This is a genomic window from Anabaena sp. 54 (assembly GCF_017355725.1).
Lineage (GTDB): Bacteria > Cyanobacteriota > Cyanobacteriia > Cyanobacteriales > Nostocaceae > Dolichospermum > Dolichospermum heterosporum.
This window is the reverse complement of sequence record NZ_JAAVWA010000010.1, coordinates 101718-127515: the sequence shown is the minus strand read 5'-3', so window position 1 is coordinate 127515 and position 25798 is coordinate 101718. Positions and strand designations below refer to the sequence as shown.

At 38.1% G+C, this 25798-nt stretch carries 22 protein-coding genes; 15 read left to right on the top strand and 7 right to left on the bottom strand.

Translation table 11 applies throughout. The features are described 5' to 3' along the window. The 8 genes from HEQ36_RS12380 to HEQ36_RS12345 all read left to right on the top strand — a co-directional run. Nucleotides 1-1247 (top strand): serine/threonine-protein kinase (locus tag HEQ36_RS12380; RefSeq protein ID WP_290707831.1); only part of this gene is annotated, 1247 nt, incomplete at its 5' end. A 164-nt stretch (nucleotides 1248-1411) separates the two neighbouring features. Beyond that, nucleotides 1412-1636 (top strand): DUF4258 domain-containing protein, encoded by a 225-nt coding sequence (locus tag HEQ36_RS12375; protein WP_196803142.1) that lies wholly within the window; start codon nucleotides 1412-1414, stop codon nucleotides 1634-1636. 17 nt (nucleotides 1637-1653) lie between these two features. Next, nucleotides 1654-1884 (top strand): type II toxin-antitoxin system MqsA family antitoxin, encoded by a 231-nt coding sequence (locus tag HEQ36_RS12370; protein WP_027403867.1) that lies wholly within the window; start codon nucleotides 1654-1656, stop codon nucleotides 1882-1884. Between the two features lie 511 nt (nucleotides 1885-2395). Next, nucleotides 2396-2623 (top strand): hypothetical protein, encoded by a 228-nt coding sequence (locus HEQ36_RS12365; protein WP_027403866.1) that lies wholly within the window; start codon nucleotides 2396-2398, stop codon nucleotides 2621-2623. Beyond that, nucleotides 2598-2882, top strand: a complete 285-nt coding sequence (locus HEQ36_RS12360) for a type II toxin-antitoxin system RelE/ParE family toxin (protein ID WP_168637085.1) — start codon at nucleotides 2598-2600, stop codon at nucleotides 2880-2882. Before HEQ36_RS12365 ends, HEQ36_RS12360 begins: the two co-directional genes overlap by 26 nt. 592 nt (nucleotides 2883-3474) lie before the next feature. After that, nucleotides 3475-4644: a formate-dependent phosphoribosylglycinamide formyltransferase gene (purT, locus tag HEQ36_RS12355; RefSeq protein ID WP_168637084.1), complete on the top strand. Its 1170-nt coding sequence runs from the start codon at nucleotides 3475-3477 to the stop codon at nucleotides 4642-4644. Nucleotides 4645-4804: 160 nt separating this feature from the next. Further along, entirely contained in the window at nucleotides 4805-5101 is a 297-nt protein-coding gene (locus tag HEQ36_RS12350) for a hypothetical protein (protein WP_027403863.1), read from the top strand. Between the two features lie 243 nt (nucleotides 5102-5344). After that, on the top strand, nucleotides 5345-6100 hold the full coding sequence (locus HEQ36_RS12345) for a M50 family metallopeptidase (protein WP_168637083.1): 756 nt from the start codon (nucleotides 5345-5347) through the stop codon (nucleotides 6098-6100). A 12-nt stretch (nucleotides 6101-6112) separates the two neighbouring features. Here the strand turns inward: HEQ36_RS12345 and HEQ36_RS12340 are convergent, their stop codons facing one another. After that, complete coding sequence (locus HEQ36_RS12340; protein WP_168637082.1) at nucleotides 6113-6910, bottom strand: exocyst complex component Sec10; 798 nt, start codon at nucleotides 6908-6910, stop codon at nucleotides 6113-6115. A gap of 167 nt (nucleotides 6911-7077) precedes the next feature. Between HEQ36_RS12340 and HEQ36_RS12335 the strand changes: the two genes are divergently transcribed. The 5 genes from HEQ36_RS12335 to HEQ36_RS12315 all read left to right on the top strand — a co-directional run bounded on the left by HEQ36_RS12335 (nucleotide 7078) and on the right by HEQ36_RS12315 (nucleotide 13509). Continuing rightward, a complete protein-coding gene (locus HEQ36_RS12335; protein WP_168637081.1) occupies nucleotides 7078-8052 on the top strand; it encodes a DUF362 domain-containing protein in 975 nt (324 codons plus the stop codon). A 386-nt stretch (nucleotides 8053-8438) separates the two neighbouring features. After that, on the top strand, nucleotides 8439-9491 hold the full coding sequence (locus HEQ36_RS12330) for a permease (RefSeq protein WP_168465727.1): 1053 nt from the start codon (nucleotides 8439-8441) through the stop codon (nucleotides 9489-9491). Nucleotides 9492-9674: 183 nt separating this feature from the next. Then, nucleotides 9675-10439 carry a TIGR03943 family protein gene (locus tag HEQ36_RS12325; RefSeq protein ID WP_039203806.1) on the top strand — a complete coding sequence of 255 codons (765 nt, stop codon included), beginning with the start codon at nucleotides 9675-9677 and terminating at the stop codon, nucleotides 10437-10439. 41 nt (nucleotides 10440-10480) lie between these two features. Then, nucleotides 10481-11980 carry an Ig-like domain-containing protein gene (locus HEQ36_RS12320; protein WP_168637080.1) on the top strand — a complete coding sequence of 500 codons (1500 nt, stop codon included), beginning with the start codon at nucleotides 10481-10483 and terminating at the stop codon, nucleotides 11978-11980. A 107-nt stretch (nucleotides 11981-12087) separates the two neighbouring features. Further along, a complete protein-coding gene (locus HEQ36_RS12315; RefSeq protein WP_290707824.1) occupies nucleotides 12088-13509 on the top strand; it encodes a hypothetical protein in 1422 nt (473 codons plus the stop codon). 380 nt (nucleotides 13510-13889) lie between these two features. Here HEQ36_RS12315 and HEQ36_RS12310 read toward each other — a convergent pair whose 3' ends face one another. The 6 genes from HEQ36_RS12310 to HEQ36_RS12285 form a co-directional block, all read right to left on the bottom strand. Further along, nucleotides 13890-14807 (bottom strand): lipopolysaccharide assembly protein LapB, encoded by a 918-nt coding sequence (locus HEQ36_RS12310; RefSeq protein WP_168637078.1) that lies wholly within the window; start codon nucleotides 14805-14807, stop codon nucleotides 13890-13892. Between the two features lie 43 nt (nucleotides 14808-14850). Further along, on the bottom strand, nucleotides 14851-17526 hold the full coding sequence (locus tag HEQ36_RS12305) for a serine protease (RefSeq protein ID WP_168637077.1): 2676 nt from the start codon (nucleotides 17524-17526) through the stop codon (nucleotides 14851-14853). Between the two features lie 399 nt (nucleotides 17527-17925). Then, nucleotides 17926-18462, bottom strand: a complete 537-nt coding sequence (locus HEQ36_RS12300; protein ID WP_148761569.1) for a COP23 domain-containing protein — start codon at nucleotides 18460-18462, stop codon at nucleotides 17926-17928. Nucleotides 18463-18579: 117 nt separating this feature from the next. Further along, on the bottom strand, nucleotides 18580-19305 hold the full coding sequence (locus tag HEQ36_RS12295; RefSeq protein ID WP_168637076.1) for a trypsin-like peptidase domain-containing protein: 726 nt from the start codon (nucleotides 19303-19305) through the stop codon (nucleotides 18580-18582). Nucleotides 19306-20215: 910 nt separating this feature from the next. Further along, nucleotides 20216-21943, bottom strand: a complete 1728-nt coding sequence (locus HEQ36_RS12290; RefSeq protein ID WP_168637121.1) for a succinate dehydrogenase/fumarate reductase flavoprotein subunit — start codon at nucleotides 21941-21943, stop codon at nucleotides 20216-20218. Between the two features lie 172 nt (nucleotides 21944-22115). Further along, entirely contained in the window at nucleotides 22116-22430 is a 315-nt protein-coding gene (locus tag HEQ36_RS12285) for a hypothetical protein (RefSeq protein WP_039203801.1), read from the bottom strand. Between the two features lie 345 nt (nucleotides 22431-22775). On the opposite strand from HEQ36_RS12285, the gene HEQ36_RS12280 reads away from it, so the two are divergent. Together HEQ36_RS12280 and HEQ36_RS12275 are read left to right on the top strand one after the other, a co-directional pair. After that, a complete protein-coding gene (locus HEQ36_RS12280; RefSeq protein WP_168637075.1) occupies nucleotides 22776-24101 on the top strand; it encodes a folate/biopterin family MFS transporter in 1326 nt (441 codons plus the stop codon). A gap of 85 nt (nucleotides 24102-24186) precedes the next feature. Beyond that, on the top strand, nucleotides 24187-25653 hold the full coding sequence (locus HEQ36_RS12275; RefSeq protein WP_053539293.1) for a carotenoid oxygenase family protein: 1467 nt from the start codon (nucleotides 24187-24189) through the stop codon (nucleotides 25651-25653). Nucleotides 25654-25798: the final 145 nt, after the last annotated feature.

Genomic DNA, 25798 nt, shown 5'->3' with positions numbered 1-25798 from the left:
TTACTGATTGTTTGATGATAGCATCAGTGTTTTATAGGAATCGCTTTTTGGGAAAAACTTTTTGGTTTACTGATCATAGGCATATTCTCAAAGTCCATGAAGTCATTCAAGCAGGTGAGCTTTTTGGCGTGGTGATGGAATATATTGATGGAGTAACTTTATTTCAATATATTCGACAAAATGGACAATTGGCAGAAAGCGAAGCACTATTATATATAAATCAAATTGGTCAGGCTTTAGAATATATTCACGCTAAAGGCAGTTTACACCGGGACATTAAACCTGCAAATATTCTTTTACGACAAAATAAACAAGAAGCGGTTTTAATTGATTTTGGTTTAACTCGCAGTATTGCAACTAAAAGCATGACAAATGCTTTAACAGAAGGTTATGCACCTATTGAACAATATCGTCGCAAAGGGAGTTTTGGACCCCATACCGATGTTTATGCTTTAGCTGCTACTTTATATTATCTGCTCACGGCTGACGGACTCAACAAAGAGGGTGAATTTAGTCCCGTACCCGCACAAAACCGGAAATATGATGATGAACCTTTACCCGCACCAAGACATTATAATTCTGGCATTAGTCAGAGGGTGAATGATGCTATTTTGCAGGGTATGGAAATAGAACCGGAAAAGCGGACTCCGACGGTGTTGAAGTTTCGGGAAAATTTGGGTTTGGTGGTTCAAAAACCCATTAATTTTGATATTCAACAACTCATCAAAAATGTAGAGACGTTCCATGGAACGTCTCTACAAACATCTAATATGGACTACGGGAAACTGGGTGACTACCTCGCACAAGGGGAATGGAAAGAAGCAGACGCGGAAACATTACGGGTAATGTTAGCGGTTGCGAAACGGGAAAAGGAAGGTTGGTTAGATGATGAACATATTGATAATTTTCCCTGTGAAGACCTCCGCACCATTGACCAATTGTGGGTAAAATATAGTGATGGGCGTTTTGGTTTTTCTGTGCAAAAACGCATTTATCAAAGTTTAGGTGGAACGAGAGGATATAACTCAGACATCTGGAAGAAGTTCGGGGACAAGGTAGGATGGAGAAAAGGAGGAGACTGGTTGTACTACACAGATATTACTTTTGACAAGAAAGCACCAGAAGGCCACCTCCCTTATTTAGCATTATGGAGATTCTTAGTGGATTATGGGGAGGGAAGGAAGATTGGGTGGGAAGATGGGTTGGGTTCTTCTCTCGCGTCCAGACTTGTAAACTGTAACATTTAAGGGTTACAGAAAAATATTAAGTCAGAATCAGGATGTCCAGGATTTTAGGATGTACAGGATTGTGATACTATACATTACCTATCCTGAAAACCAACATAAATCATGTCATGTTTGATGAAATATTACAAAGAATAAGAGAAAAAATTACATCACTTCAATATGTAATGACACTTCATGCAGAAGAAGAAATGAACGATGATAACTTAACAATATATGACATCGAACAAAGTATCCTGAATGGTGAAATTATAGAACGTCAAAAAGACAGAATTACCGCAGAATCAAAATATCGCATTAGAGGAGTAACCACCGATGGTGTAGAAATTGAAATTATCACTAAACTCAGTCTGAGCGGAAAATTAGTTATCATTACAGTATATACAGTTTAAAATCAGGTAACAGAAATATGAAATGCGACATTTGTAATAGCGAAGGTGTACATATCCGCAACATTACCAGAACTTATGGGAAAGGAGAAGAATTACTAATAATTGAAAATCTACCTATTATTAGTTGTCCTCATTGCGGTGAAAGTTACATGACAGCAGAAACATTACATAAAATTGAACAAATTAAACTCAACCGCAAAAATCTTGCAGTTGCACGTTTTATAGATGTTGTAAGCTTGAGTGCGTAGAATGTGTTAGGAATGCGTTAATTGTCACAAATCAGGTGGTTATCGAGCGAAGTCGAGATAATATCCAGGATTAAAGGATGTACAGGATGGTAATTTATAGATGGTTTGTTTGGTGATGAAAGTTGTATTTGTCTGAATCAGGATAACCAGGATTAAAGGATGTACAGGATGGTAATTTATAGATAGTTTGTTGGTGATGAAATTTGCATTTGTCTGAATCAGGATATCCAGGATTAAAGGATTGACAGGATGGTAATTTATAGATGGTTTAAATTATTAAAAAATAATCATTCAAAAACATCCTAAAAAAAACCAACTCCCTACCAAAAACCATCCAATAACATCCTGTACATCCTCAAATCCTGGACATCCTGATTCTGACAAAAAAATCACCAACTCCCTACCAAAAATCATCTAATAACATCCTGTAAATCTTTACATCCTGGATATCCTGATTCAGAATATTACAGAATAAGATATGATCAAATTGGGTAAATAATCAAAATAATCTATGAATACACTAGAACTTCGTGAACAAATCCAAGAATATGTTGAACAACTGTCACCTGAAAAATTACTAGTAGCAGTTGATTTTTTAGCATATCTAGCAACAAGAGAAGATGATGCTACTCAAGAGTTATTAGAAATTGTAGGATTTAAAGAAAATTTTGATCATGCTAGAGAAAACGTAAAACAAGGAAAGGTGATTACTGTTGACCAACTTAAACGAAAATATTAATTATACTGTTGTTATTAGTATTAATGCAGGGGAGTTTTTTGAATCTGCTTCTGCCATCTTACAACGGAAGTTAGATAGATGTTTTGATCGTTTAAAAATTAATCCTCGTAATCATCCTAATATAAACTCTCTCAAAGGTGAGTTATCAGGTTATTATCGTTATCGAGTAGGTGACTATAGAGTTATTTATGAAGTTAATGATGATTTAAAAATGGTAACAGTTGTTTTTATTGCCCATAGAAGTAAAGTTTATGAATAGCTTGTAGGGTGCGTTAGAATAACCAAAAGATTATAAAATGTACACATAAATTAACTACGCGACGCACCATTGATATTGTCTGAATCAGGATAACCAGGATTAAAGGATTAACAGGATGGTAATTTATAGCTGGTTTAAATTATTCAAAAACAATCATTCAAAAACATCCTAAAAAAAACCAACTCCCCACCAAAAATCATCCAACAACATCCTGAAAATCCTCAAATCCTGGACATCCTGATTCAGACAAATAAAACCTCAAACTCCCACCAAAAATCATCCAACAACATCCTGAAAATCCTCAAATCCTGGATATCCTGATTCTGACAAAATAAAATCATCCAACAACATCCTGAAAATCCTCAAATCCTGGATATCCTGATTCAGACAAAAATACTTTCGGGAAAACAAAACCCTATATATATGGGCGCACAGATTTCCACTGTAATTAAACAATAACCGAAACTTGGAAACTTGTCAAGAGTATTTTTAATAATTGTCCTGTTTTTTTATCCAACCTCCTCGGCAAAAATCCCCAAACTATGTAAAATAATGACAAGATATTTAAATCAACATCTGCGGTATCGAACTTATGATTAAGAAGCTAAAACTACCCCAAAAATTAATGCTGCTTGGTTCAGGAGAACTGGGAAAAGAATTTGTCATTGCTGCTCAACGTCTAGGCAATTATATCATTGCTGTGGACAGATATGCCGATGCACCCGCCATGCAGGTAGCTGATTGTGCAGAAGTTATTTCTATGCTAAGTGCTGATGATTTAGAAGCGGTTGTCAATAAACATCAACCCGATTTTATTATTCCCGAAATTGAAGCAATTAGAACCGAAAAATTACAAGAATTTGAACAAAGAGGAATTACAGTTATTCCCACAGCAGCGGCGACTAATTACACCATGAACCGCGACAGAATTAGGGAATTAGCACATCAAGAATTAGGAATTAGGACTGCTAAATATGGTTATGCTGTCACTTTAGAAGAGCTAATTACTATTTCTGAAAAAATTGGTTTTCCCAATGTTGTCAAACCTGTGATGTCATCTTCTGGAAAAGGTCAATCTGTCGTTAATGATAGAAGTGAAGTAGAAAAAGCTTGGAATTATGCTATTTCTAATTCTCGTGGTGATAGCCAAAAGGTAATTGTTGAAGAATTTATTAATTTTGAAATTGAAATTACTTTACTAACTATTAAACAATGGGACGCACCGACAATTTTCTGTTCCCCCATTGGTCACCGTCAAGAAAGAGGTGATTATCAAGAATCTTGGCAACCCGCAGCTATTTCTGAAGATAAAATTTTAGCATCTCAAGAAATTGCTAAAAAAGTTACTGATGCTTTAGGTGGTGCGGGAATTTTTGGGGTTGAATTTTTCATTACTAAAGATGAAGTCATTTTTTCAGAACTGTCTCCCAGACCCCATGATACAGGGATGGTGACATTAATTTCTCAGAATTTGAATGAATTTGAATTACATCTGCGAGCTATTTTAGGTTTACCAATTCCCCATATTGAACAGTTAGGATTTTCTGCAAGTGCGGTAATTTTAGCTTCGGAAAAATCTGATTCTATTACTTTTACTGGTGTAGCTGAAGCTTTAGCTGAAAAAGATGTAGATATTAAGTTATTTGGTAAACCTACTGCTCATCCTTATCGTCGCATGGGTGTGGCTTTAGCAAAAGGTGGGGATATTCAAGAAGCTAGAGAAAAGGCGACAAAAGCAGCTAGTCAGGTGAAAATAAATTAAGCATTCAGCTATAGCGGTATGCACTGGCAATGAGATGAAAGGTTTATTATAAAAGTCTATAATAAGGAACTTTTTCTTCTTTCTTGCTATTGAATGGGCGCAGTCCTTGGGTTCAAGGGGCGCAGACCCTGCGCCCCTACAGAATATTTGATTTATGAGTATGAGAGCCAGAATTGAAAATAATGTTTTATTTATTCATCATGAAGATGTACCAGAATTTAAAAAAGGCGGTTCTGTGGTTAGAAATTCTTACTTTTGGGCTTTACGTTCCATTGCTGGACGTGCTAGACGCTATCATGATTGGGAATATGAATCAGAAGTTTGGTTTGCACTGGAACGAATGCTTTTGTCTTTTACTGAATCTGGGTATTTAGGTTATAAAGAAACAATGTTAGAGTTTCCCTTATCGCAAGGTGAAATTCCCAGTGTGTTGCGGAATGCAGCCACTTGGGAATAAATTTCAGGAAATTAACACTTCCTCTTGAAGTAAATTAGGATAAGTAGTGGGACACAATTAATTACACAATGTCATTGCGTTAGCGCAGCGTGGCGTTAGCCATATGGAACGAAGTGAAATGAAGCAATTCCAAGGGTTGTGATTGCTTCCCTTCCCTCGCAATGACTGTAAATATTTTTGTCTAATTATTTAGATTCAAGAATACTCAGCTAATTGGTGTAATTACGTGCAGGAGAGTCACTAATGAGAGAACCCAGTAAAAATTCAAATTCTAAACCTTTATTTACTCAAGAAACACCAACAGAAGTAGAACAAATGGGGCTAACCTGGTTAGTAGCAGCGGCTATAGTCACAGCAATTATGTGGCAAATACCCATAGGTAATTATATTTTGTACCCATTTTCTATCTTAGCTACTTGGTTTCATGAAATGGGTCACGGTTTGATGGCTTTGATGTTGGGGGGACAATTTCAAAAACTAGAAATTTTTGGTAACGGTTCTGGCGTAGCTCATTATACTTTAAGTAACACCTGGGGATACCTTGGTATCGGCTTAGTAGCGGCTGCGGGTCCAATGGGTCCACCTATTGCCGGTGCCAGCTTAATTCTCGCTTCTGGGAGTTGGAAAACAACTTCCTTGAGTTTAAAGATTTTAGGTGGATTTTTACTGCTGTCTACATTAATTTGGGTGCGTTCTTGGTTTGGCTTTGTGGCTATTCCCCTGTTAGGTTTGATGATATTGGGAATTGCGTTAAAAACACCTCTTTGGGTACAAGGGTTTGCAATTCAATTTTTAGGTGTGCAGGCTTGTGTCAGTACCTATCACCAACTTGATTATTTATTTAGTTATACTGCGGGTCCCCTAGGATTATCAGATACAGGACAAATGCAGAGGTATTTATTTTTACCTTATTGGTTTTGGGGGCTATTAATGGCGATCGCTTCTCTGGTTATTTTAGTCCAAAGTCTGCGCGTTGTCTATTCAACAAATCAGCAATAAATACTATTGATATTATTCAATCTGTTCACAACAAATTAACAGTTTTTCCATAGCTTCAGCCAAAGAAATTAACTCTTGCCAAGAAGAACCACTAACTAAGTTTTGAGCGTGTGCTAAACGGTTACGTAAACGTTCAGCAGACTTGAGAAACTTTTCCCCAGAGCGTTTTGAATTCAATCCTAATTGCGGAAGTAGTTCTGGTTGATTTAATATCAATTCTCGCTTATCGCAAAATTGCAAATAGTCTAATAAATCTGTAGCTTCGTTTCTTTCTCGACTCTCACGCCATAATTTTTGAGCCGCCTCCAGTCTATCAGGTTTAAGAAATTGTTGCCAAGAATCTTGAGGATAATAAAGCCTGACCAATCGTAACAAATTCATTTCTAAAAGGGTGATAAAGCTAAACAGTAGCATTCGCACAGGGGCTTTTTGTAAATCACCGTAAGTAATAATACCACTAACTTGGTTAGAATCTAAGACAAATAATCTGGGTTTTTGTGCTAAGATAGGCAATAATTTCATCAAAGGTGTGGAAATAGCAATTAATTCTTGGGGATGAAATATCTGTTGGTAGTCGCTACATTTTCCAGCCTGACATTGTATTAAATGAGAACGTTCCACATAACCACTAATAATATTTTCTGTCTCTACCCCTACCACATCAAAATCTTGTAACTGCATCCAATGTAATACTTCTTTGACATCAGCATCAACCGACACAGCCTTGAGAGGTTCGGCTACATATTCTATAGTGATACTTTTCTCAAATAGGCCGCGTAAATCTTGCGAGCGTGATTTTAGCTGTTTCATCTACCCTGAGAAATAAAATAAATATTAGCAAAATTAGTATTTCATAAAACTCCCTACCATAACTGTTATTTAGATTCATCTTTGTCAAAGTAGGAATAACTTTTCCACTATAGTTTAATTTTTGATACAGTATTAATGCTGAATGTAATATAACGCAATTATTTTCCATGTCAACACAAAAACCATCTGTGAGTCTGATTCGGGCTAAATCTTACGAACAGGAAGCTTTAAAAGAATCCTTGGAAACACTCCTAGAGCCTTTAGGGGGTATGGCTGCTTTTGTGAAACCGGGAAACCGCGTTTTACTCAAACCCAACTTACTCACCGGTTCTCGTCCGACTAAAGAATGTACCACCCGTCCAGAATTAGTGCGTGCCGTTGCCGAAATGGTAATTGCCGTTGGTGGCAACCCATTTTTAGGCGATAGTCCCGCTTTTGGTAGTGCTAAAGGTGTGGCTATAGCCAATGGGTTATTACCAATTTTGGAAGAACTAAAGTTACCACTTGTGGAATTTCATGGTAAACGTTATCAAACGGTAAACGATAATTTTAATCACTTGCTTTTATCTAAAGAAGCAATGGAAGCAGATGTGATTATTAATCTTCCTAAAGTGAAATCTCATATGCAATTAACCTTAACTTTAGGAGTAAAAAATCTCTTTGGCTGTGTTCCTGGGAAAATGAAAGCTTGGTGGCACATGGAAGCTGGCAAAGATGCTAACAAATTCGGAGAAATGTTGGTAGAAACTGCCAGAGCAATTAATCCAACTTTAACAATTTTAGATGGAATTATTGGTCATGAAGGTAATGGACCAAGTGGGGGAGAACCTCGGAAATTAGAAATTCTAGCAGCTGCAAGTAATGTATTTGCTTTAGATAGAGCAATGTTAGAAATTCTCCAAGTTGCACCCGCACAAGTTCCCACAGTTGCAGCTTCCCAAAGATTGGGAATATGTCCAGAATTAAGTGATATTCACTTTCCGAATTTATCACCCGATTTATTACAAATTACAGATTGGCAATTACCCGAAAAGTTAATGCCCATAGATTTTGCTATGCCCCGTGTGATTAAATCTACCTTTAGGCATCTTTACATCCGCTTTATCAAAGAACCCATGAGCGCTTATAGAGTCAGTCGGTAAAAAGAGGCAGGGGAGTAGGGGGAGTAGGGGAGTAGGGGAGTTGGGGAGTGGGGGAGTAGGGGAGTAGGGGAGCAGGGGGAGTAGGGGAGTAGGGGGAGTAGGGGGAGTTGGGGGAGTTGGGGGAAAGATACAAGACAAAGCCTTTACTCCGCCTCAGTTTACCTGAATTCTGGTGTATGTATTTATTGTCTCTAAGTTGTAAATTCACCAAATAAAAGTTAAAAAACAGAGAATTTTTTCACAAATTATTGGGGACTGCTATAATTGCCTGACTATAATGAGATCGACTTTTAGTAGTTTCATCAATGATCCCCGTATAGGTGACTCAAAAATAAGATGACAAAACAAAACCCTAAAACTCAGAACTGCTGTTGAATACAACGCCCATGAATCAACTGAACAATGGTTTTACAATATTTCTCAGTCTACTAGTGGAGGCGATGCCATTTTTACTGCTGGGTGTGTTCTTATCCAGTCTATTACTACTATTTGTTGATGAAAGTAAATTGGTGGAGAAAATGCCCAAAAATCCCCTATTGGGGGCTTTATTTGGCAGTATGATCGGCTTTTTGTTTCCAGTTTGTGAATGTGGTAATGTGCCAGTGGCACGACGGTTATTGATGCAGGGAGTACCCACACCAGTAGCAATTGGCTTTTTATTAGCAGCGCCAACAATTAACCCCATTGTAATTTGGTCAACTTGGACGGCATTCCGTGATCAACCGGAAATAGTAGTGTTAAGAGTGGTATTTTCCCTGGCTATTGCGACTATTATTGGTTTTATCTTCAGTTTTCAACCAGATTTAGTTCCTTTTCTCCAGCCAGCGATCGCCCGTTATCTCAAATTTAACCCCCCAGCACCACCGAAAACAAACCGCAGGGGACAACAATCTCAATTACAACCCCAAACTAATACACCGAATTTATTGCAATCAGGAACATATATTCTCGGCGGCAGAACAGGAGCATCACAACGCATAGACAATAATTACAGTGAAGTTGCTGCAATTTCTAACCTCAGTAAACCCTTATCAGAGAAACTCCGCTCCCTCTTAGATAATATTTTCCAAGAACTCCGGGAATTAGGCGGAGTCATGGTATTAGGAAGTGCGATCGCTGCCGCTACCCAAGTTTTAGCCCCCCGTGACTTGATTCTTAGTCTTGGGGCTGGGCCAATTAGCTCAATTTTAGCCATGCTAGTATTAGCAGCAGTTGTATCAATATGCTCTACAGTTGATGCCTTCTTTGCCCTATCTTTTGCTTCCACTTTTACTAGCGGGTCATTGTTAGCATTTTTAGTATTTGGACCGATGATTGATATTAAAGGTATTGGTTTGATGCTATCAATTTTTAAGCCAAAAGCCCTGATCTATCTATTTTTCTTAGCTGGACAATTGACGCTCTTATTCACCTTATTTCTGAATCTGCACGTGATCTAATTGGGATTCAGTCCCATTTTTATGAGAATTTTCCCCTTTATCTCGGAAATGTGGGGTGTGAGGTATAGGGTTTAAATCCGAGGAAAGTGGGAACATAGTAACTGAAGATTAAGAAAAAGGTAGTCAATAATTTCTGTTCATCTACTCCCTGCCCCCTGCCTCTATCATCTGTGACACCCAAAAATGCTGAATTCCCAAACTAAAGCCCCAAATAAACTCATCCCTTGGCTAGATGTATTAGCCATTACAGCTTGGGGTATTCTCATGTTGAAATATTGGCTAACAGGCAAACTCTACTTATTAATCCACCCGGACTTCTTTTGGTTAGTAGTTGTAGCTGGAATAGCCTTATTAATCATTGGTTTTTCCAAAGGATTGCAACTGTGGAAAAACCGTCACCGTCCCCAAATATCTAATCCTGGGCATATTAACTTATTTCCCCCTGGTTGGGGCAGTTTTTTACTACTAACAACGGCAATTTTAGGGTTAATGATTACACCCCGTGTCTTTGCCAGTCAAACAGCCCTAGATCGGGGTGTCACTGAATCAACAGGTGCTAGTCGCGCTCAACCTCAAGCATTTCGGGCTACAGTTCGCCCAGAAGAGCGATCGCTCGTAGACTGGGTACGCACACTGAATGTCTATCCTGAACCGGACGCATACACAGGGCAAAAGGCAAAAGTTCAGGGATTTGTGATTCATCAACCTAACGTCAGTGAAGAATATATATTTTTAGCCAGATTTGTTCTCAGTTGTTGTGCCGCAGATGCTTATCCCGTGGGATTACCAGTCCAAATATCTGGAACACGGCAACAGTATCCGCCTGATACATGGTTAGAAATAGAAGGACAAATGACCACACAAACAGTCGCCGAAAAACGTCAATTAACAATCAAAGCCAACTCTCTGAAAAAAATTCCCCAACCTCAAAACCCTTACAGTTATTAGTCAGGATCATCAATCTAAAATCTAAAATCCAAAATCGTTAGATGAGCAAATCCTATAAACTTATACAACCATTAGACGGAATTGCGATCGCAGTCATGCTCCTCCTGAGTATGCTCATCGGATTGATCATCTGGAAAGGCGATGTAGTCAAACCTAGCGTCCGCAACTTTACCTGGGAAAACCAACAAATCGGCGCGGAGGATCTCTCCTTCTCCCTCACCTTTAGTCGGCCAATGGACTTCAAAAGCATTGAGGACAACTTAAAAATAGATCCACCCCTAGCCGGGAAAATTAGTTGGACAGGCAGAAGAATGGTCTATACCCTCCTCACCCCAGCCCCCTACGGAACAACGTACCAAGTCAAATTAGAACAAGGCAAAGATAAATACTCTCAAGCCGAAGGGAAAAACCGCGTCATGCAGCCCTTTACAGGGAACTTCACCACCCGCAATCGCGCCATCCTTTATATTGGCTCTGCGCCAGAAATCCAAGGGCAGTTGGTACTTTATAATTTAACCCAAGAACAAAAAAAAGTCCTTACTCCCAAAGACTTAATTGTTATGGATTTTGAGCCATTCCCCAATGGTGAAAAAATCCTCTTCTCCGCCCGTTCCGCCAAAAATCCCGACCTCCTCTCCGCCCAACTTTATACAGTAACCACAGGCATACCTAATCAAATTGGTCAAGAAACAGCAGCCCCAGGTAAGGTTGACCTAATTTTAGATAACAAAGAATATCAAAACCTCAAATTTGACCTCTCCGCAGATGGACAAATCATCGTTATTCAAAGAGGTAAACGAGATAATCCCGGTGACTTTGCCCTCTGGTACTTATCCACCCAAAATGACAATTCCGGCGAAAAACCCACCCCAAAACGATTACAAGGACAACCAGGCGGAGATTTTCTGATCACACCCGACAGCAAAGCCGTAGCCGTTTCTCAAGGACAGGGAACAGCAATTGTATCCTTAGAAGGTAACAGCAGTAAACCCCTGGATTTTCTGCCTCAATTTGGCTTAGTACAAGCCTTCTCTAAAGACGGTTCACAGGCAGCAATGGTCAAATTTAACACCGACTATACAAGAGATTTGTTTTTAGTCACCAACCAAGGCGTACAAAAACAACTATTAAAAACAACAGGCTCAATTCTTAGCTGTCAGTTTGACCCAGCCTCCCCTAACCTTTACTGCTTAGTTACACAACTGGTTTCTAAAGAACAATACATAGAACAGCCTTACTTGGTATCCATTAACCTAAAAACAGGAGTACAAAAACCATTGCTACTCTTACCCGCTGCTCAACGCAATGTGCAAACCCATTTAGCCCCCGACGGTTTAGGCTTCTTATTTGACCAAGTAGTTCCCGTGACCAACAACACAGCCCAACTACCCGCTAACACCTTAAAAACAGATGACGGCGAACCCATTGCTAGTAGTAGTCTTTGGTTAATGCCTTTGCTACCCATCCCTGATAATATCAACATAGATATTAAACCAGAACAACTGCCATTAGTGGGCTTTCATCCCCATTGGCTACCTTAAGTAATTGACAATTGCCAACTGATAATTAACAATTGTCGAATATCAAGAGTCAATTTTTCTTTGTGTAAATAACTGATAACGGCTACGTATTTGTGAATCATCACAATATGACCGTGACAAATTTACCTCTAATCAAGCTAACGCCACGCTATCGGCCAACTACAGATTGTCAATGTGAAACCGTAGTTATGGAAAAATTGGAAGACAGCAACCAACAAGACTGGATTGCAGAACCTAATATTGATCAACAAGCACAGATCAACTTAGAATTTCAGCAATTACTCAAGTTAAATACAGAATTAACTACAGCTAATAATCATCTCTATGCTCAGGTAGAGCAGTTAAAAACCGAATTAGCTGAAGCCGAAAAGATTTTGCAATGGCACAAAACCCGGTCTAGTGTGACGGAATCTATGTTTAACCAACAAAATCAAGAACTTTCCGCTGGTCAAGAACAAATTCATTCCCTGTATCAGCAGTTAGAAACATCTGTCCAAACAGTTCAACAACAAGAAATTTGTATTGAAAATTATAAAGCTAATTTGCAAATTAGCCAACAGCGGTTAGCACATTTGGAAAGAGAATGTTCGCTTCTGCAAGCTAACTACAGTCAAGAGTCCCAGCAGCTATTACACTCGGAAAATACCTGTCGTGAGTTGCGGGCTAGACTAATGCGCCAACAACGACAGACCATGCAGTTTAAATCGGCTTTGGAAAAATGTCTAGATACTCCCATTCCTAGCCATGAAAATTTAGAAGATCATATCCATCATCCCCATGATGTGATTCACAAACAAACGCGATTCTCCAGAAAAGCCCGGTCTTTGTTTCCCAATGCTCAACCTATTCGACCTTGGACAGGGGAGACAGATTCTGTGAATGAGTCTGTAAATAATTCCTGGGTTAAGTCTACAGTGACAACTTCGGAAAATTATCCCCATGATCCAGAACCAGTAATCTCTCAGCCTACACAAGTTGATGAATCAACAACTCCATCAACAACTGAAGATGATTCTGGAGTATTATCCCTAGACCAGCAATTAGAAGGGATAATTCATCGGTTTTTTATTACACCATCATCTGACACAACGGAGGAGGGGACACAGGCAAAAGTAAATATTCATCAAGGTGATATATCTGTTTTAGAAACTTTAGTATCTACTTCGGAAAATTATGCACAACCAGAAATAATAATTAAACAGGATTTGCAGATAGAAATTGATCCTTATGGTACTACTGAAAATTCTGGAAAGGAAGATTTTCCACTATCACTAATAGAGGAATTTCCAATCATTTCCACCGCTCTCAGCCATCAGATCAATACTGTGGAAATGGAAGATTATTGGTTGGATATTTCCCCGACAACGGAATCAAATTTACCAATTGATGATGTTTTGCCAAAGTTATTGGATGAAAATACATCTGACCATAAATCGCCTTCACCATTGATTTATCCCCAACGACCACCCAAGGGACGCAAATCTTTAGCATCTGTAGAATTGCCGAATTTTCAACCTAAGCATAAGTAGCTTTTTTTGGTGATAACCCACCTTTCGCACCCTAAACCGTCACACAAGGAAAATTGGTCGTTGGGAAATTTGGGACTAGCGAAATGCTTACAGCAGCACTTCGCTATAGCTATTTGAAATTTTCACATTTTTGTATAAAAATCATCCTTTTAAGTATTGAAAAATCCGAAATTACCGATTGTGATACTAAGAGGGTGTTTGAAAAGTTATGGTTGATGTATCAAATATTTTTTACCCCACCCTAACCCTCCCCTTGTAAAGGGGAGGGAACTGGATTTTTATTGTTTCCCCCCTTTACAAGGGGAAAGGGGGGTAGCAATGTGATGAAAATTACGGAATACCACTTTTCAAACATCCTCTAAGGGTGCGGAAGGTGGGTTCTAAATCAAACCTTTTATCCGAGGATTGTTCAAAAACTCCTGACTATCTTTTATCAACTTGTCACCCCAACCATTTTCTTTGAGAAACTCTATCTTTCCATAACGTTTATCTAATTTTAATGCCGTTTCTCCCGATTTCAAACCCGCTTCTTTATCGCCTTTAGCATACAAAGCTACACCTAAAGCTAGATGTGCTTCTGCAACATTGCTATTGATTTTTATCGCATTTCGCCAATAATTAATTGCTGTTTCTACTTCTCCCATTTCGTAGGAAACTATACCTAAATTGGTGTATGCTTCAGGAAATTCAGGTTTGATTTTAATGGCTTGATTCCAATCATCAATCGCTTGTTTGTAGTCTTTTAAGAAATAGTGAGCAATACCCCGAACATAGTAGGCTTCGGTAAAGTCGGATTTTAATTTAATGGCTTGAGTGTAATCATTAATTGCTTGTTTGTAGTCTTTCAATTGAAAGTAAGCATCACCCCTAGCACTATAGTATGTTGCATTTTTAGGGTCAATTTTAATGACTTGATTCCAATCATTAATTGCTTGTTTGTAGTCTTTTAATTGAAAGTAAGCAAAACCCCTACCACCATAGTATGTTGCATTTTTAGGATCAAGTTGAATGGCTTGAGTATAATCAGCTATGGCTTGTTTGTAGTCTTTTAATTGTAAATAAGCAAGACCCCTAAAATCATAGTATATTGCCTTTTTATGGTCAATTTTAATGGCTTGAGTGTAATCATCAATCGCCTGTTTGTATTCTTTCAGGACAGAGTAAATACCACCACGAATAGCATAATACTCGGCATTTTTAGGGTTAAGTTGAATGGCTTGAGTGTAATCATTAATCGCCAGTTTGTATTCTTTTAAGTCATAGTAAGTACCACCCCTATCTGCGTAAGTCGTAGACATTATGGTAGTGTAAGCGATAAGGATGTTTTTATTATCTTTAAATTCAGAGTATCTGAGACCTTGCACAGGTGTATGGTGCATTTTGAGGGTCACGACGAATAGTTTCTGTTAAATCAGATATAGCTTGTTTATAGTCTTTTAATTTTGAGTAAACACCACCCCGCAAGGAGTAGTAGATTGCATCTTTAGGGTCAAGTTGAATGGCTTGAGTTAAATCAGCTATGGCTTGTTTATAGTCTTTTAATATTGAGTAAACACCACCCCGCAAGGAGTAGGATCTTGCATCTTTAGGGTCAAGTTGAATGGCTTGAGTGTAATCATCAATCGCTTGTTTGTAGTCTTTTAATTCAAGGTAAGCATTACCCCTCACTAAATAGTATGTTGCATCTTTACGGTCAAGTTGAATGGCTTGAGTATAATCAGCTATGGCTTGTTTGTATTCTTTCAATCCACTGTAAGCACTACCCCTTGTTGAGTAGTAGTCGGCATCCTTAGGGTCAAGTTGAATGGCTTGAGTTGAATCAGCTATGCTTTGTTTGTATTCTTCTAATTGTCCGTAATACAAACCCCTTAGATTGTAATAGCCAGCGTCTTTAGGGTCAAGTTGAATGAACTGAGTAAAATCAGCTATGCCTTGTCGATATTTTTTTAAATCTCCATAGGACAAACCACGCCCAGAATAAGCCAATTTAAACAGAGGATCAATTTTAATAGCTTGATTATAAGCCTCAATTGCTTCAGGAAACCGCTTTAAGTAACGAAGCGTGAAACCTCGCAGGAAGTAAAGAGCAAATTGATTAGGACTTAGAGCAATGGCTTTGTCAAAAGATGTTAAGGCTTCGGAGTATTTATCTAATCTAAGCAGCACTCTACCCCGCTGTTTCCAAGCTTGAGCAAAGTTGGGATTAATTTCCAAAGCTTTATCAAAAGCAGCAATAGATTCTGGATATTTTTCCTCTCTACGAAATATCATCCCCTTGAAATACCAAGCTTGATAAAAATCCGGTTTTTTCGCAATCGCTTTATCAACAGCTTTGATTGCTTCTGCATATTTTTGAGAACGCCATAGTTGATTGGCATAATTTAGCCATGATATTTCATCATCGCTATTTTTAGGAACTTCATCCAATGGTAATAAATATTCACTAATTACATCCTCTTCCGATTTTTTTAGTGTAGCTGGTGCAGTAGTTTCGACTTTTAAATCTGAATCTATTCCTACCTGTTGAACCAAATTTAAAAATGTGCTAATGGGAATACCAGAACTACTACCTAAATTGATTTTACCATCAAAATCAAGTGATGTTTCACCTTCCACTCTGCCATGAATACCAATTAATCTTCCTTGGGTATCTAAAACCGCACCGCCACTCATTCCTCCCTTAGTAATATTACTATAAAGTAGATCATAACCATCACTTAAAACAGTTTGTATTCGCACAGGTATCAGAGAACTTTGATTATTGAAACTTAGATAAGTAGTGAACTTAATGCTTTGTTGTTCACTCAAAATTCCCGCTGTTAAAATCCGGTGAGGTTTGTTTTTATTTTGTTGTTTATTAGCAGGAAAACCAGAAACAAACACTTTTTGATCTTTAGTGTTTAAACTATAATTTGCTAAAGTTGCAACTTGATATTTTTGGTTGCTGGTAAATTGAACAACGGCTAAATCAACTCCAGGCATTCTTTTCGCATTGCTGATATTTATAGCATATCTTTGATTATCTGGTGCGACTATTTCTAACTTATCTTTTAATTTTTTTTCATCACGATTCCAGATAACATGATCCGCAGTCAACACATAATAAATATTACCTTTCTGGGCAATAATTACCCCGGAACCCATATCTGTGGGGTTAGCATTAGGAATTAAAACCGTAATTTCTTGGGCAATTTTATCAATATCATTAATCAAACCTTTTTTCGCTATCAAAGCAGAATCATCAATCTTTTTAGGCGATTTAGCAATAACTTCATTGACTACTTTAGCGACACTATAAATCGGTAAACCCCAACTATATTGACGCATTTGCTGACGTTCGGCTGTACTGGGTTTACTATTGTCAATATAAGTATATATTTTATCAGAAATAGGATAAGCATGAACGGCATTAATACCAATAACTTCACCTTGATAATTTAATATGGGTCCGCCACTCATTCCTGGTTGAACTTTATTGCTGTAACCTATGCGATAACCTCTTTGAAAACTCTTATCTGGTAATAGAGAAATTTGTCCTTCTGTGAAAACCAATTTAGCACTATCACTCACAAATCCAGCCGCGACAATTTTTTGTTCTACTGCTATAGGTGCGGAAATTCCTAAAGTAGCTATCGTATATTCTGCTGTTGATTGAAACTGGAATAAAGCCACATCTTGATTTTTTAAAGATGCTGGTTTTTCTTTAATCACATTAGCAGGATATATTTTTCCATCAGGTGTTTGAATGCGATAAGATGCACCTGGATTCATCACATGATCATTAGTTAAAATAGTGTAATTATTACCATTTTTAGCAATTAAAGTTCCCGAAGCACTGCCATTTTTAGTTAATATTTTCACAGTGATAGATTTGGCTAAATCTTGTAATTTTGCTGAGGTTAATAGTTTTTTTGTAGGTTCTTGTGCGGTAACTGGTTGAGGAGAAATCAATAACAATTGCTGAGGAATAGTTAATAAAGCAGTTGTGCAAATGAGGGTAAAAAATAGGTGTTTCATGATCTTTTTTTGTTTGAGTAAATTAGGAGATGAATATAAGTAGGTTGGGTTGAGGAACGAAACCCAACATTTCTTGACAACTTCTTTAAGTAGGTTGGGTTGAGGAACGAAACCCAACACTTCTTGATAACTTCCTTAAATTAGTTGGGTTTCACTTCGTTCTACCCAACCTACAATTTTTAAGAATCTGGTGCTTGAATGCGATAAGATTCACCTGGATTGATTACATGATCATTAGTTAAATAAGTAGGTTGGGTTGAGGAAAGAAACCCAACACTTCTTGACAACTTCTTTAAGTAGGTTGGGTTGAGGAACGAAACCCAACACTTCTTGACAACTTCTTTAAATTAGTTGGGTTTCACTTCGTTCTACCCAACCTACAATTTTTGAGAATCTTCTTTATTGCATCTTATTCGCTGGTGGTGTATTGAGGAATTGGCGAATATCAATGTAAAATTTAAATTTATCTTCTCCAGAACTTTGTGCAATAGGTACTGTCGTAGCACTGCCAAACCAGAGTTTGTTTAACTGTTTGAGAACATCCCTAGACTTGTCCTGAGGTCGCAATGTAAATAATACAGTATCACAACCACCATCAATTGAACTCACAGAACAAATTACTTTGCTCCCATTTTGAACACCATTGGTAACGTAATTAAGACTGCCGTTATTAAAAGCTGTTTGGAAGTTATCAGAAACTTTTTGACAACGTTGTTGTGGTTTAACTCCTCCTAAAACAGATGTCCAAGTCACCATTGCTTTTTGGAAATTTGGTGTCCAAAGAAAAGTGGTAGGAACAGACTTTCCATTTTCGGAGTAACGACTTGTAGAACAGATAAAGCGAATTTGATTATTAGCGTCTTCTTGAGCAAAAACAGGAGTAGATGCTAATGTGGTGGTTAAGAATAGTGTGGTTAATAATGTTAATTTCATCATTTCTTAAATCTCCTAATTTGGGAAAGGGACATTTAATTTCTGTGGGGTGGGCATCCTGCCTGTCCAGATAGACAAACTAGCTAGAAGCCTATACAAATCTCAATTCTCAACAGACTATTAGCGCCGTAAACGGGAAATATTTCCCTGACGAATTGCCGTTAAGAAAGGTTGTATTTTATTTACCAGGATGGCAATACTAATACCACTATTGCTGCTATTTCTATCAAGTTGAATAGCAGTATTTACGCCAATAACTTGGGCTTGGGAATTGAGAAGTGGACCACCAGAATTACCGGGATTAATTCTAGCATCATGTTTAATTATACCATCTTGCTCGTCAATATTGCTCAAAACACCGGCAGTAAAATTATTTAGATTGTCATAGCTGAAGGGACTACCAATAGCATATACAGACTGTCCCACTTGGGCTGATTTTGCTAAAGATAATGTGGGTAAATTCTTCTGGTTACGAATTTTAATGGCTGCTAAATCTACTCCATTTTTAGCAAAGCCAATCACGTTAGCAGGAAGCCGTTTCCCGTCTTCTAAAACTACAGTAACGGTTGCGGGTGCATCTTGCAAAACGTGAGCATTGGTAATAATTAACCCGTCAGAACTAACAATAAAGCCACTGCCGCTTGATTTACCTGTGTTGATATAAACTACGGCTGGACTGGCTTTTTGATTCACTCGAATTCGCGTTTGTTCTTCCGAGTTTTGGGCTATGACAGGGTTGGAATGATGATTTGGTTGGGGAAATGCCAAGCCATTTGGTGATGCTAGAGCCTGTACGGATAAAACAGCAAGCCCTGTAACTGCTATCAGATATGGTTTTCTGTTCATTGGTGAACTTGGTATAGACTAAGGTAGCTAAGTAGAACGGCTTGAATAATTCAAAGTTTGTAGTGAGGAATTTATTCCTCATTTGAGGGCTGAAGCCCTCACTACGAAATCATCTCCAGATTTTTTACATTACTTAATCTACTTTGATTTATTTTCGTCTACTTACTTATGACATTGTATTTAGAAGATTATCCAGGATAAATGACAAAATTGAACTGTTGTTACCATTTTTGTAACAGCCTCTCATTGTGGGCATATTTGGCTCTTGCGTCTCTTTGATGGTGATTGAGGATTGATTATAACAAAACCCTTGCGGGACAAGGGTTCTGAACAATTATCTCTATATTTTCAATGAAATGCCCACACAATAAGAGGTTGTTTGAAAAGTATTAGATGAAACCAACAATCTCCGAAACCTAACCCCCCTTCCCCCCTTCCCTACAAGGGAATGGGGGTTTCAAAGCCTCTCCCCGCGTCGGGGAGAGGTTTGGAGAGGGGTTTATTGATACATTAAAAACTTTTCAAACATCCTCTAAGAGGTTGTTTGAAAAGTATTAGATGAAACCGATAATCTCCAAAAACCTAACCCCCCAGCCCCCCTTCCCTACGTTAGCGCAGCGTGCCGAAGGCTGGGAAGGGGGGTTTCAAAGCCTCTCCCCGCTTAGGGGAGAGGTTTGGAGAGGGGTTTATTGATACATTAAAAACTTTTCAAACATCCTCTAAGGCCGCCATTGATTTTGAACCAGGTTTTCGATAAAAAGAACCGAATAACCGCATATTTTAGAAAATTAAATATTACAGCGGTTTCCGCTCTTATGAGGTACAAAGTTGAATCATGAAACTCTTGTAGTGCGGGCATCTTGCCCGCTGGATATGTACCTCATAACACCGGAAAGTGCTGTATCTTTAATTAATATTTTCGCTCTTTTGGTGCAAACATTGTGATTGTCACGGGACGATATTGAATGTCAATTCCTGTGGGTGAATAATAAGCCATTGTGTGTTGTAAAAACTTATTATCGTCCCTTTCGGCAAAGTCTTCTCTAAAGTGTGCGCCGCGACTTTCTTGGCGGTTGAGGGCGGAAGTTAAAATGGTTTGTCCAACTACCATTAAACTTTGCAATTCTAAGGCTTCAACTAATTCTGTATTCCAGCTTTTTCCTTTGTCATCTAAATATATTTGTGAATATTTTTGTTGTAGTTGGGCGATTTTTTCTAATCCCTGACGCATTACTTCGTCGGTGCGGAAAACGCCACAATTTTCAGTCATATTATCTTGAAAAGCTTGACGGATTTGATTAATTCTGTACTGTCCTGGTTGGTCTATTAAGAGTTGTATTTGTTGTTTGGCTTCGTTGATGTAGCGTGTTTCATCTATGGATGGTAATTGCCGATTTTGGACATAATTAGCGATCGCCGCCCCAGTTCTTTTACCATAAACTACACATTCTAATAAGGAGTTACTACCTAGACGATTTGCTCCGTGAACCGACACGCAAGCAGTTTCCCCAGCGGCAAAAAAGCCTTCGACAAAACTATCATTATTACTTCTAACTTGTCCATCGGTATTGACAGGAATACCACCCATACAATAATGATTGGTAGGACGAACCGGCATAGGTTGAGTGACAGCATCTACACCAAGCAAACGATGGGCTTCTTCCCAGCAAAAGGGAACACGACTCATGATTTTTTCCTTACCTAGATGGCGTAAATCCAGATAGACAAAGGGACCACCCGCGCTACCATCAGTATTTACACCACGACCAGCCCGGATTTCATAGGTAATTGCCCGTGAGGTAATATCACGAGGGGCTAATTCCATGCGACTGGGGGCATAATTGGACATAAAGCGATCGCCATCAGCATTAATCAAATATGCCCCTTCACCGCGCACAGCCTCGGAAATCAGCACACCCACAGGATACAAACCTGTAGGATGAAACTGGACAAACTCCATATCTGCCAAAGGTAAACCAGCCAAAGCTGTCATCGCCAAACCATCACCAGTAGAAGCATAATCATTAGAAGTCGTGTTATAAACCCGACCATAGCCCCCCGTAGCAAACATCACAGCCTTCGCCCGTAACACCTCAATATGCCCATCCAACAGGTGAAACATCACCACACCCTTCGCCTGGCCATCCTCCAAAATCAGGCGCATTACATACCATTCTTCGTAAATCTGCACCCCATAACGGCGCAAATTATTAACTAACTCATGTAAAATTGCATGACCAGTTTTATCAGCCGCATAACAAGTGCGGTTGTGAGAATGTCCACCAAAAGCCCGTTGAGCAATCCGACCATCAGGTAAACGAGAAAACAATACCCCCAGATGTTCCAAATCAATCACCACATCCGGTGCTTCCTGAGTCAAAATTGCCACCGCATCTTGATCCGCCAGATAATCGGAACCCTTGACAGTATCAAAAGCGTGAGCTTCCCAAGAATCCGTACCATCCACATTTTTTAAAGAAGCCGCCATACCACCTTGAGCAGCCACCGAATGAGAGCGAATTGGGTGAGTTTTGGCAACTACCGCTACCTTTAAACTAGGGTCAGTCCGGGCAATTTCCACCGCAGCCCGACAGCCAGCCAAACCACCACCAACAATAATTACATCATGTTCAAGCATCATCAACCACCGATTAAAAAAAAATTCCCCATCTACAAGACAGGGTAATAGAGAAATTGTAAATTTGACATCTGGTGCAAAAAAATGTAGAGACGCTTCATGTAACTTCTCTACAAGGGTTGTAGCAAACACACATTTAATTTTTACCAAATGTCTATTGGTGAAATCCCCTTTAGCTAGTTACTTGGACTGGGTTTTGTGAAATACTACTTTGTATTGATTCTGTCTTGGTTTTTGGCTCTACAGCATTGAGTTCAATATTATTTAATAAAGTCGTCACAAAGGCGAAAAGTAAAAAAGGTAGAGATAAAAGAACCACAAGACCTACCGTAGCTAAAGCGTATACAGGTCTTTTTGCGCCCATTAGTGCTAAAGCTGATGCCAAGCTAATAGTAATCGTAATTAACCAAACAATAATTTGACCGTAAATATCACCAAAAGTTAAGGTACAGACAAAGCGATAGTTTTGAATATTATTTGTGTTCATTTTAAAACTGGCCTCAATTTTGTCCTATAGCTTCTACCTTAAATCTATGTTTGCCTCAAGAACAATTTCTCAATATATTTCCAAGGTTTGTAATATTACTTTACAAAAAACTAATGTTCAGTCACATCCCCTGGGAAATTGTCAATTAATGTGTTTTATATATAACCATTTATACAGAGAACACGGTTAAAAAGAAAGTTTCTTCTATACAAAATTCACCAAAGGCGATCGCTCGACTGACAGAATCAAACCGGATTCCTATAGTTTCATAATTAATAAAAACTTATCCTCAATTTAAAAATCTATGATATAAAAGTAAATAAAACTTAATCATTATTCATGCAAATGCTAAATGACTCCCCTACCTTACCCAAATTCAAAGATTTACTAACCAAAAAAATTCTCTTAGGTAACGAACCCAGTGCTGAGTTAATAGCAATTCTTACCATCTATTTTGTTCAAGGTATACTGACATTATCGCGTTTAGCTGTCAGCTTTTTTCTCAAAGATGAATTACTATTAGGTCCCGTGCAGATGTCAACAATTATGGGAATCTGTACTATACCTTGGATGATTAAGCCATTATATGGGTTTATTTCCGATAGTTTACCCATATTTGGTTATCATAGAAAACCTTACATAGTTATGTCAGGAATTCTGGGCTGTGCAGCTTGGGGATGTTTAGGAACAGTCGCTCATACCAGTACAACAGCCACAATTATGATTGTACTTTCTTCTGTCTCTGTGGCTATTAGTGATGTGATAGTTGATTCCATAGTAGTTGAAAGAGCCAGAAACGAATCAGAAGCCAAAATAGGTTCTTTACAATCTCTTTGTTGGGGTAGTTCAGCTATTGGTGCCTTATGTACAGCTTACCTTAGCGGGTTACTTTTAGAATATTTTACCACCCGTATAGTATTTTTAATAACAGCATTATTTCCTTTAATTATTTCATCTGTAGCTTGGTTAATTACTGAAAAACCTATTAATAAAGATCACAAAAAAAGCAACAACACAAAAGATCAACTACTAAAAATCCGCCAAGCAATTACTCAAAAAACAATTTGGTTGCCCACATTATTTATATTTATTTGGCACGCTACACCAAAAACCGAATCAGCATTCTTCTATTTCACAACTAATGAACTCCACTTTCAACCAGAATTTTTAGGACGAATTCGGTTAGTGACGAGTTTTGCTTCCCTAATTGGAGTTTGGGCTTTCCAACGTTACTTTAAGCACATTCCCTTTAGAACTATGATTACTGCGGGTATTTTCCTATCCACAGCTTTAGGAATGACGAATTTATTATTAGTAACGCACACCAACAGAATGTTAGGCATAGATGATCATTGGTTTAGCTTAGGTGATAGTTTGATTATTACTGTGATTGGGCAAATTGTATTCATGCCCATATTAGTATTATCAACAAAGCTTTGCCCTCCCGGCATAGAAGCCACATTTTTTGCGTTAATCATGTCTGTATTTAATGTAGCAGGAACAGTTTCCTACGCATTAGGATCAATCATGATGAAATGGTTAGGAATCACAGAATATCAATTTGACTCCCTGTGGTTATTAATCATTCTCACTAGCTGTACTTCTCTGATACCCATATTTTTTGTTAAATTGCTACCAGATGATAGAATTGATAATGATGTACTTATTTAATAGATAAAAATCTCGAAGACAATTAGATTTATCTCTATATTTACATCCCTGGTTTTCTGAAAAAACTTACCATAGCCAAGAAAAAATGCAAATATTAGAACCTCAAGATCAGCAAAATCTCCAAAAATCCTACACTCTCAAAGATTGGCAAGGAGGATATGAATCTCTTCACCAGGAATTTGATTACTGGATTGATGATATAGAAGGAGAAATACCACCAGAATTGCAAGGAACATTATTTAGAAATGGACCTGGTTTACTAGATATTAATGGGCAAAAATTACATCATCCCTTTGACGGTGATGGCATGATTAGCCGCATTACATTTACCAATGGCCGCGCCCATTTTCGTAACCGCTTTGTTACCACAGCAGGTTATTTAGCAGAAAAAAAAGCGGGTAAAATTCTTTATCGTGGTGTTTTTGGTACACAAAAACTGGGCGGCTGGTTAGCTAATATCTTTGATTTCAAAATCAAACATATTGCTAATACTAATGTAATTTATTGGGGTAAAAAACTATTAGCACTATGGGAAGCATCTGAACCCTATTTACTTAATCCGCACACTCTAGAAACATTAGGAAATGAATACTTTAACGGTGTTTTATCTAAAGGGGAAGCCTTTAGCGCCCACCCGCGAATTGATGCAAATGGTACATTAGTTAATTTCGCTATTACACCAGGACTATCAACTACAATTAACATATTTGAGTTAAATACCGACGGAGAAATCACCAATAAACAAAATCATAGCGTTGCTGGTTTTTGCTTCATTCATGATTTTGTGATTACAGAAAATTACTGTATTTTCTTCCAAAATCCTGTTAGTTTTAACCCCATACCTTTTGCTTTGGGAATATCTAGCGCCGCCCAATGTATTAAAGTCCAAAAAAATCAACCTACAAAAATCATCATTATTCCTCGCCAAAACCCAACTAAAAAAATCAAAGTTTTAGAAACTCAGGCAGGTTTTATTTTCCATCATGTTAATGCTTTTGAAGTGGGTAATGAAATTATCATTGATTCTATTTGCTATGAATCATTACCAGAAGTTGAACCCAATAGCGATTATCGAGAAACAGATTTTGATGCCAATTCTCCTGGCAAACTTTGGCGGTTTAATCTGAATTTACCAACCAATACAGTCGAAAATCATTTAATAGATGATCGATCTTGTGAATTTCCCACAATGCACCCTCATCATGTCGGTAAATCCTATCGTTATCTATACACGGCTGCGGCTCATAAATCAACGGGAAATGCTCCCCTACAAGCAATTTTCAAACTTGATTTAGAGTTACAACAAAGACAATTATGGAGTGCTGCACCAGCAGGTTTTATCGGTGAACCAATTTTTATTCCTCGTCCAAATTCCCAAACAGAAGATGATGGCTGGCTAATAGCCTTAGTTTATGATGCAGAACATCATCGTTCAGATGTGGTAATTTTAGATGCTGTAAATTTGGAAAAAGGTGAAATTGCAAAACTACACCTCAAACATCATATTCCCTATGGCTTACACGGGAGTTTTACACCTGAAACATTCATTTAATTAATATAGGTTGGGGAAAAGCTTCTGCGTCACCCAACCAAGTCATCAAAATTTGGCGTTGCTGATAGCCTGCGTGGCGTATCAGCCATATTGAGGTATGAAATTCCCAAATTGAATCTTTAAAACTCAAACCTCAGTGCGTCTT

What these genes read in the sequence shown, in the direction of transcription:
- HEQ36_RS12340 (WP_168637082.1), bottom strand. Translation starts at nt 6,910, where the DNA reads ATGAAACAGCTAAAATCACGCTCGCAAGATTTACGCGGCCTATTTGAG.
- HEQ36_RS12305 (WP_168637077.1), bottom strand. Translation starts at nt 17,526, where the DNA reads ATGAAACACCTATTTTTTACCCTCATTTGCACAACTGCTTTATTAACT.
- HEQ36_RS12295 (WP_168637076.1), bottom strand. Translation starts at nt 19,305, where the DNA reads ATGAACAGAAAACCATATCTGATAGCAGTTACAGGGCTTGCTGTTTTA.
- HEQ36_RS12290 (WP_168637121.1), bottom strand. Translation starts at nt 21,943, where the DNA reads ATGCTTGAACATGATGTAATTATTGTTGGTGGTGGTTTGGCTGGCTGT.
- HEQ36_RS12280 (WP_168637075.1), top strand. Translation starts at nt 22,776, where the DNA reads ATGCTAAATGACTCCCCTACCTTACCCAAATTCAAAGATTTACTAACC.
- HEQ36_RS12330 (WP_168465727.1), top strand. Translation starts at nt 8,439, where the DNA reads ATGAATCAACTGAACAATGGTTTTACAATATTTCTCAGTCTACTAGTG.
- HEQ36_RS12315 (WP_290707824.1), top strand. Translation starts at nt 12,088, where the DNA reads ATGACCGTGACAAATTTACCTCTAATCAAGCTAACGCCACGCTATCGG.
- HEQ36_RS12370 (WP_027403867.1), top strand. Translation starts at nt 1,654, where the DNA reads ATGAAATGCGACATTTGTAATAGCGAAGGTGTACATATCCGCAACATT.
- HEQ36_RS12275 (WP_053539293.1), top strand. Translation starts at nt 24,187, where the DNA reads ATGCAAATATTAGAACCTCAAGATCAGCAAAATCTCCAAAAATCCTAC.
- HEQ36_RS12365 (WP_027403866.1), top strand. Translation starts at nt 2,396, where the DNA reads ATGAATACACTAGAACTTCGTGAACAAATCCAAGAATATGTTGAACAA.
- HEQ36_RS12345 (WP_168637083.1), top strand. Translation starts at nt 5,345, where the DNA reads ATGAGAGAACCCAGTAAAAATTCAAATTCTAAACCTTTATTTACTCAA.
- HEQ36_RS12335 (WP_168637081.1), top strand. Translation starts at nt 7,078, where the DNA reads ATGTCAACACAAAAACCATCTGTGAGTCTGATTCGGGCTAAATCTTAC.
- HEQ36_RS12320 (WP_168637080.1), top strand. Translation starts at nt 10,481, where the DNA reads ATGAGCAAATCCTATAAACTTATACAACCATTAGACGGAATTGCGATC.
- purT (WP_168637084.1), top strand. Translation starts at nt 3,475, where the DNA reads ATGATTAAGAAGCTAAAACTACCCCAAAAATTAATGCTGCTTGGTTCA.
- HEQ36_RS12375 (WP_196803142.1), top strand. Translation starts at nt 1,412, where the DNA reads ATGACACTTCATGCAGAAGAAGAAATGAACGATGATAACTTAACAATA.
- HEQ36_RS12325 (WP_039203806.1), top strand. Translation starts at nt 9,675, where the DNA reads ATGCTGAATTCCCAAACTAAAGCCCCAAATAAACTCATCCCTTGGCTA.
- HEQ36_RS12310 (WP_168637078.1), bottom strand. Translation starts at nt 14,807, where the DNA reads ATGTCTACGACTTACGCAGATAGGGGTGGTACTTACTATGACTTAAAA.
- HEQ36_RS12300 (WP_148761569.1), bottom strand. Translation starts at nt 18,462, where the DNA reads ATGATGAAATTAACATTATTAACCACACTATTCTTAACCACCACATTA.
- HEQ36_RS12285 (WP_039203801.1), bottom strand. Translation starts at nt 22,430, where the DNA reads ATGAACACAAATAATATTCAAAACTATCGCTTTGTCTGTACCTTAACT.
- HEQ36_RS12350 (WP_027403863.1), top strand. Translation starts at nt 4,805, where the DNA reads ATGAGAGCCAGAATTGAAAATAATGTTTTATTTATTCATCATGAAGAT.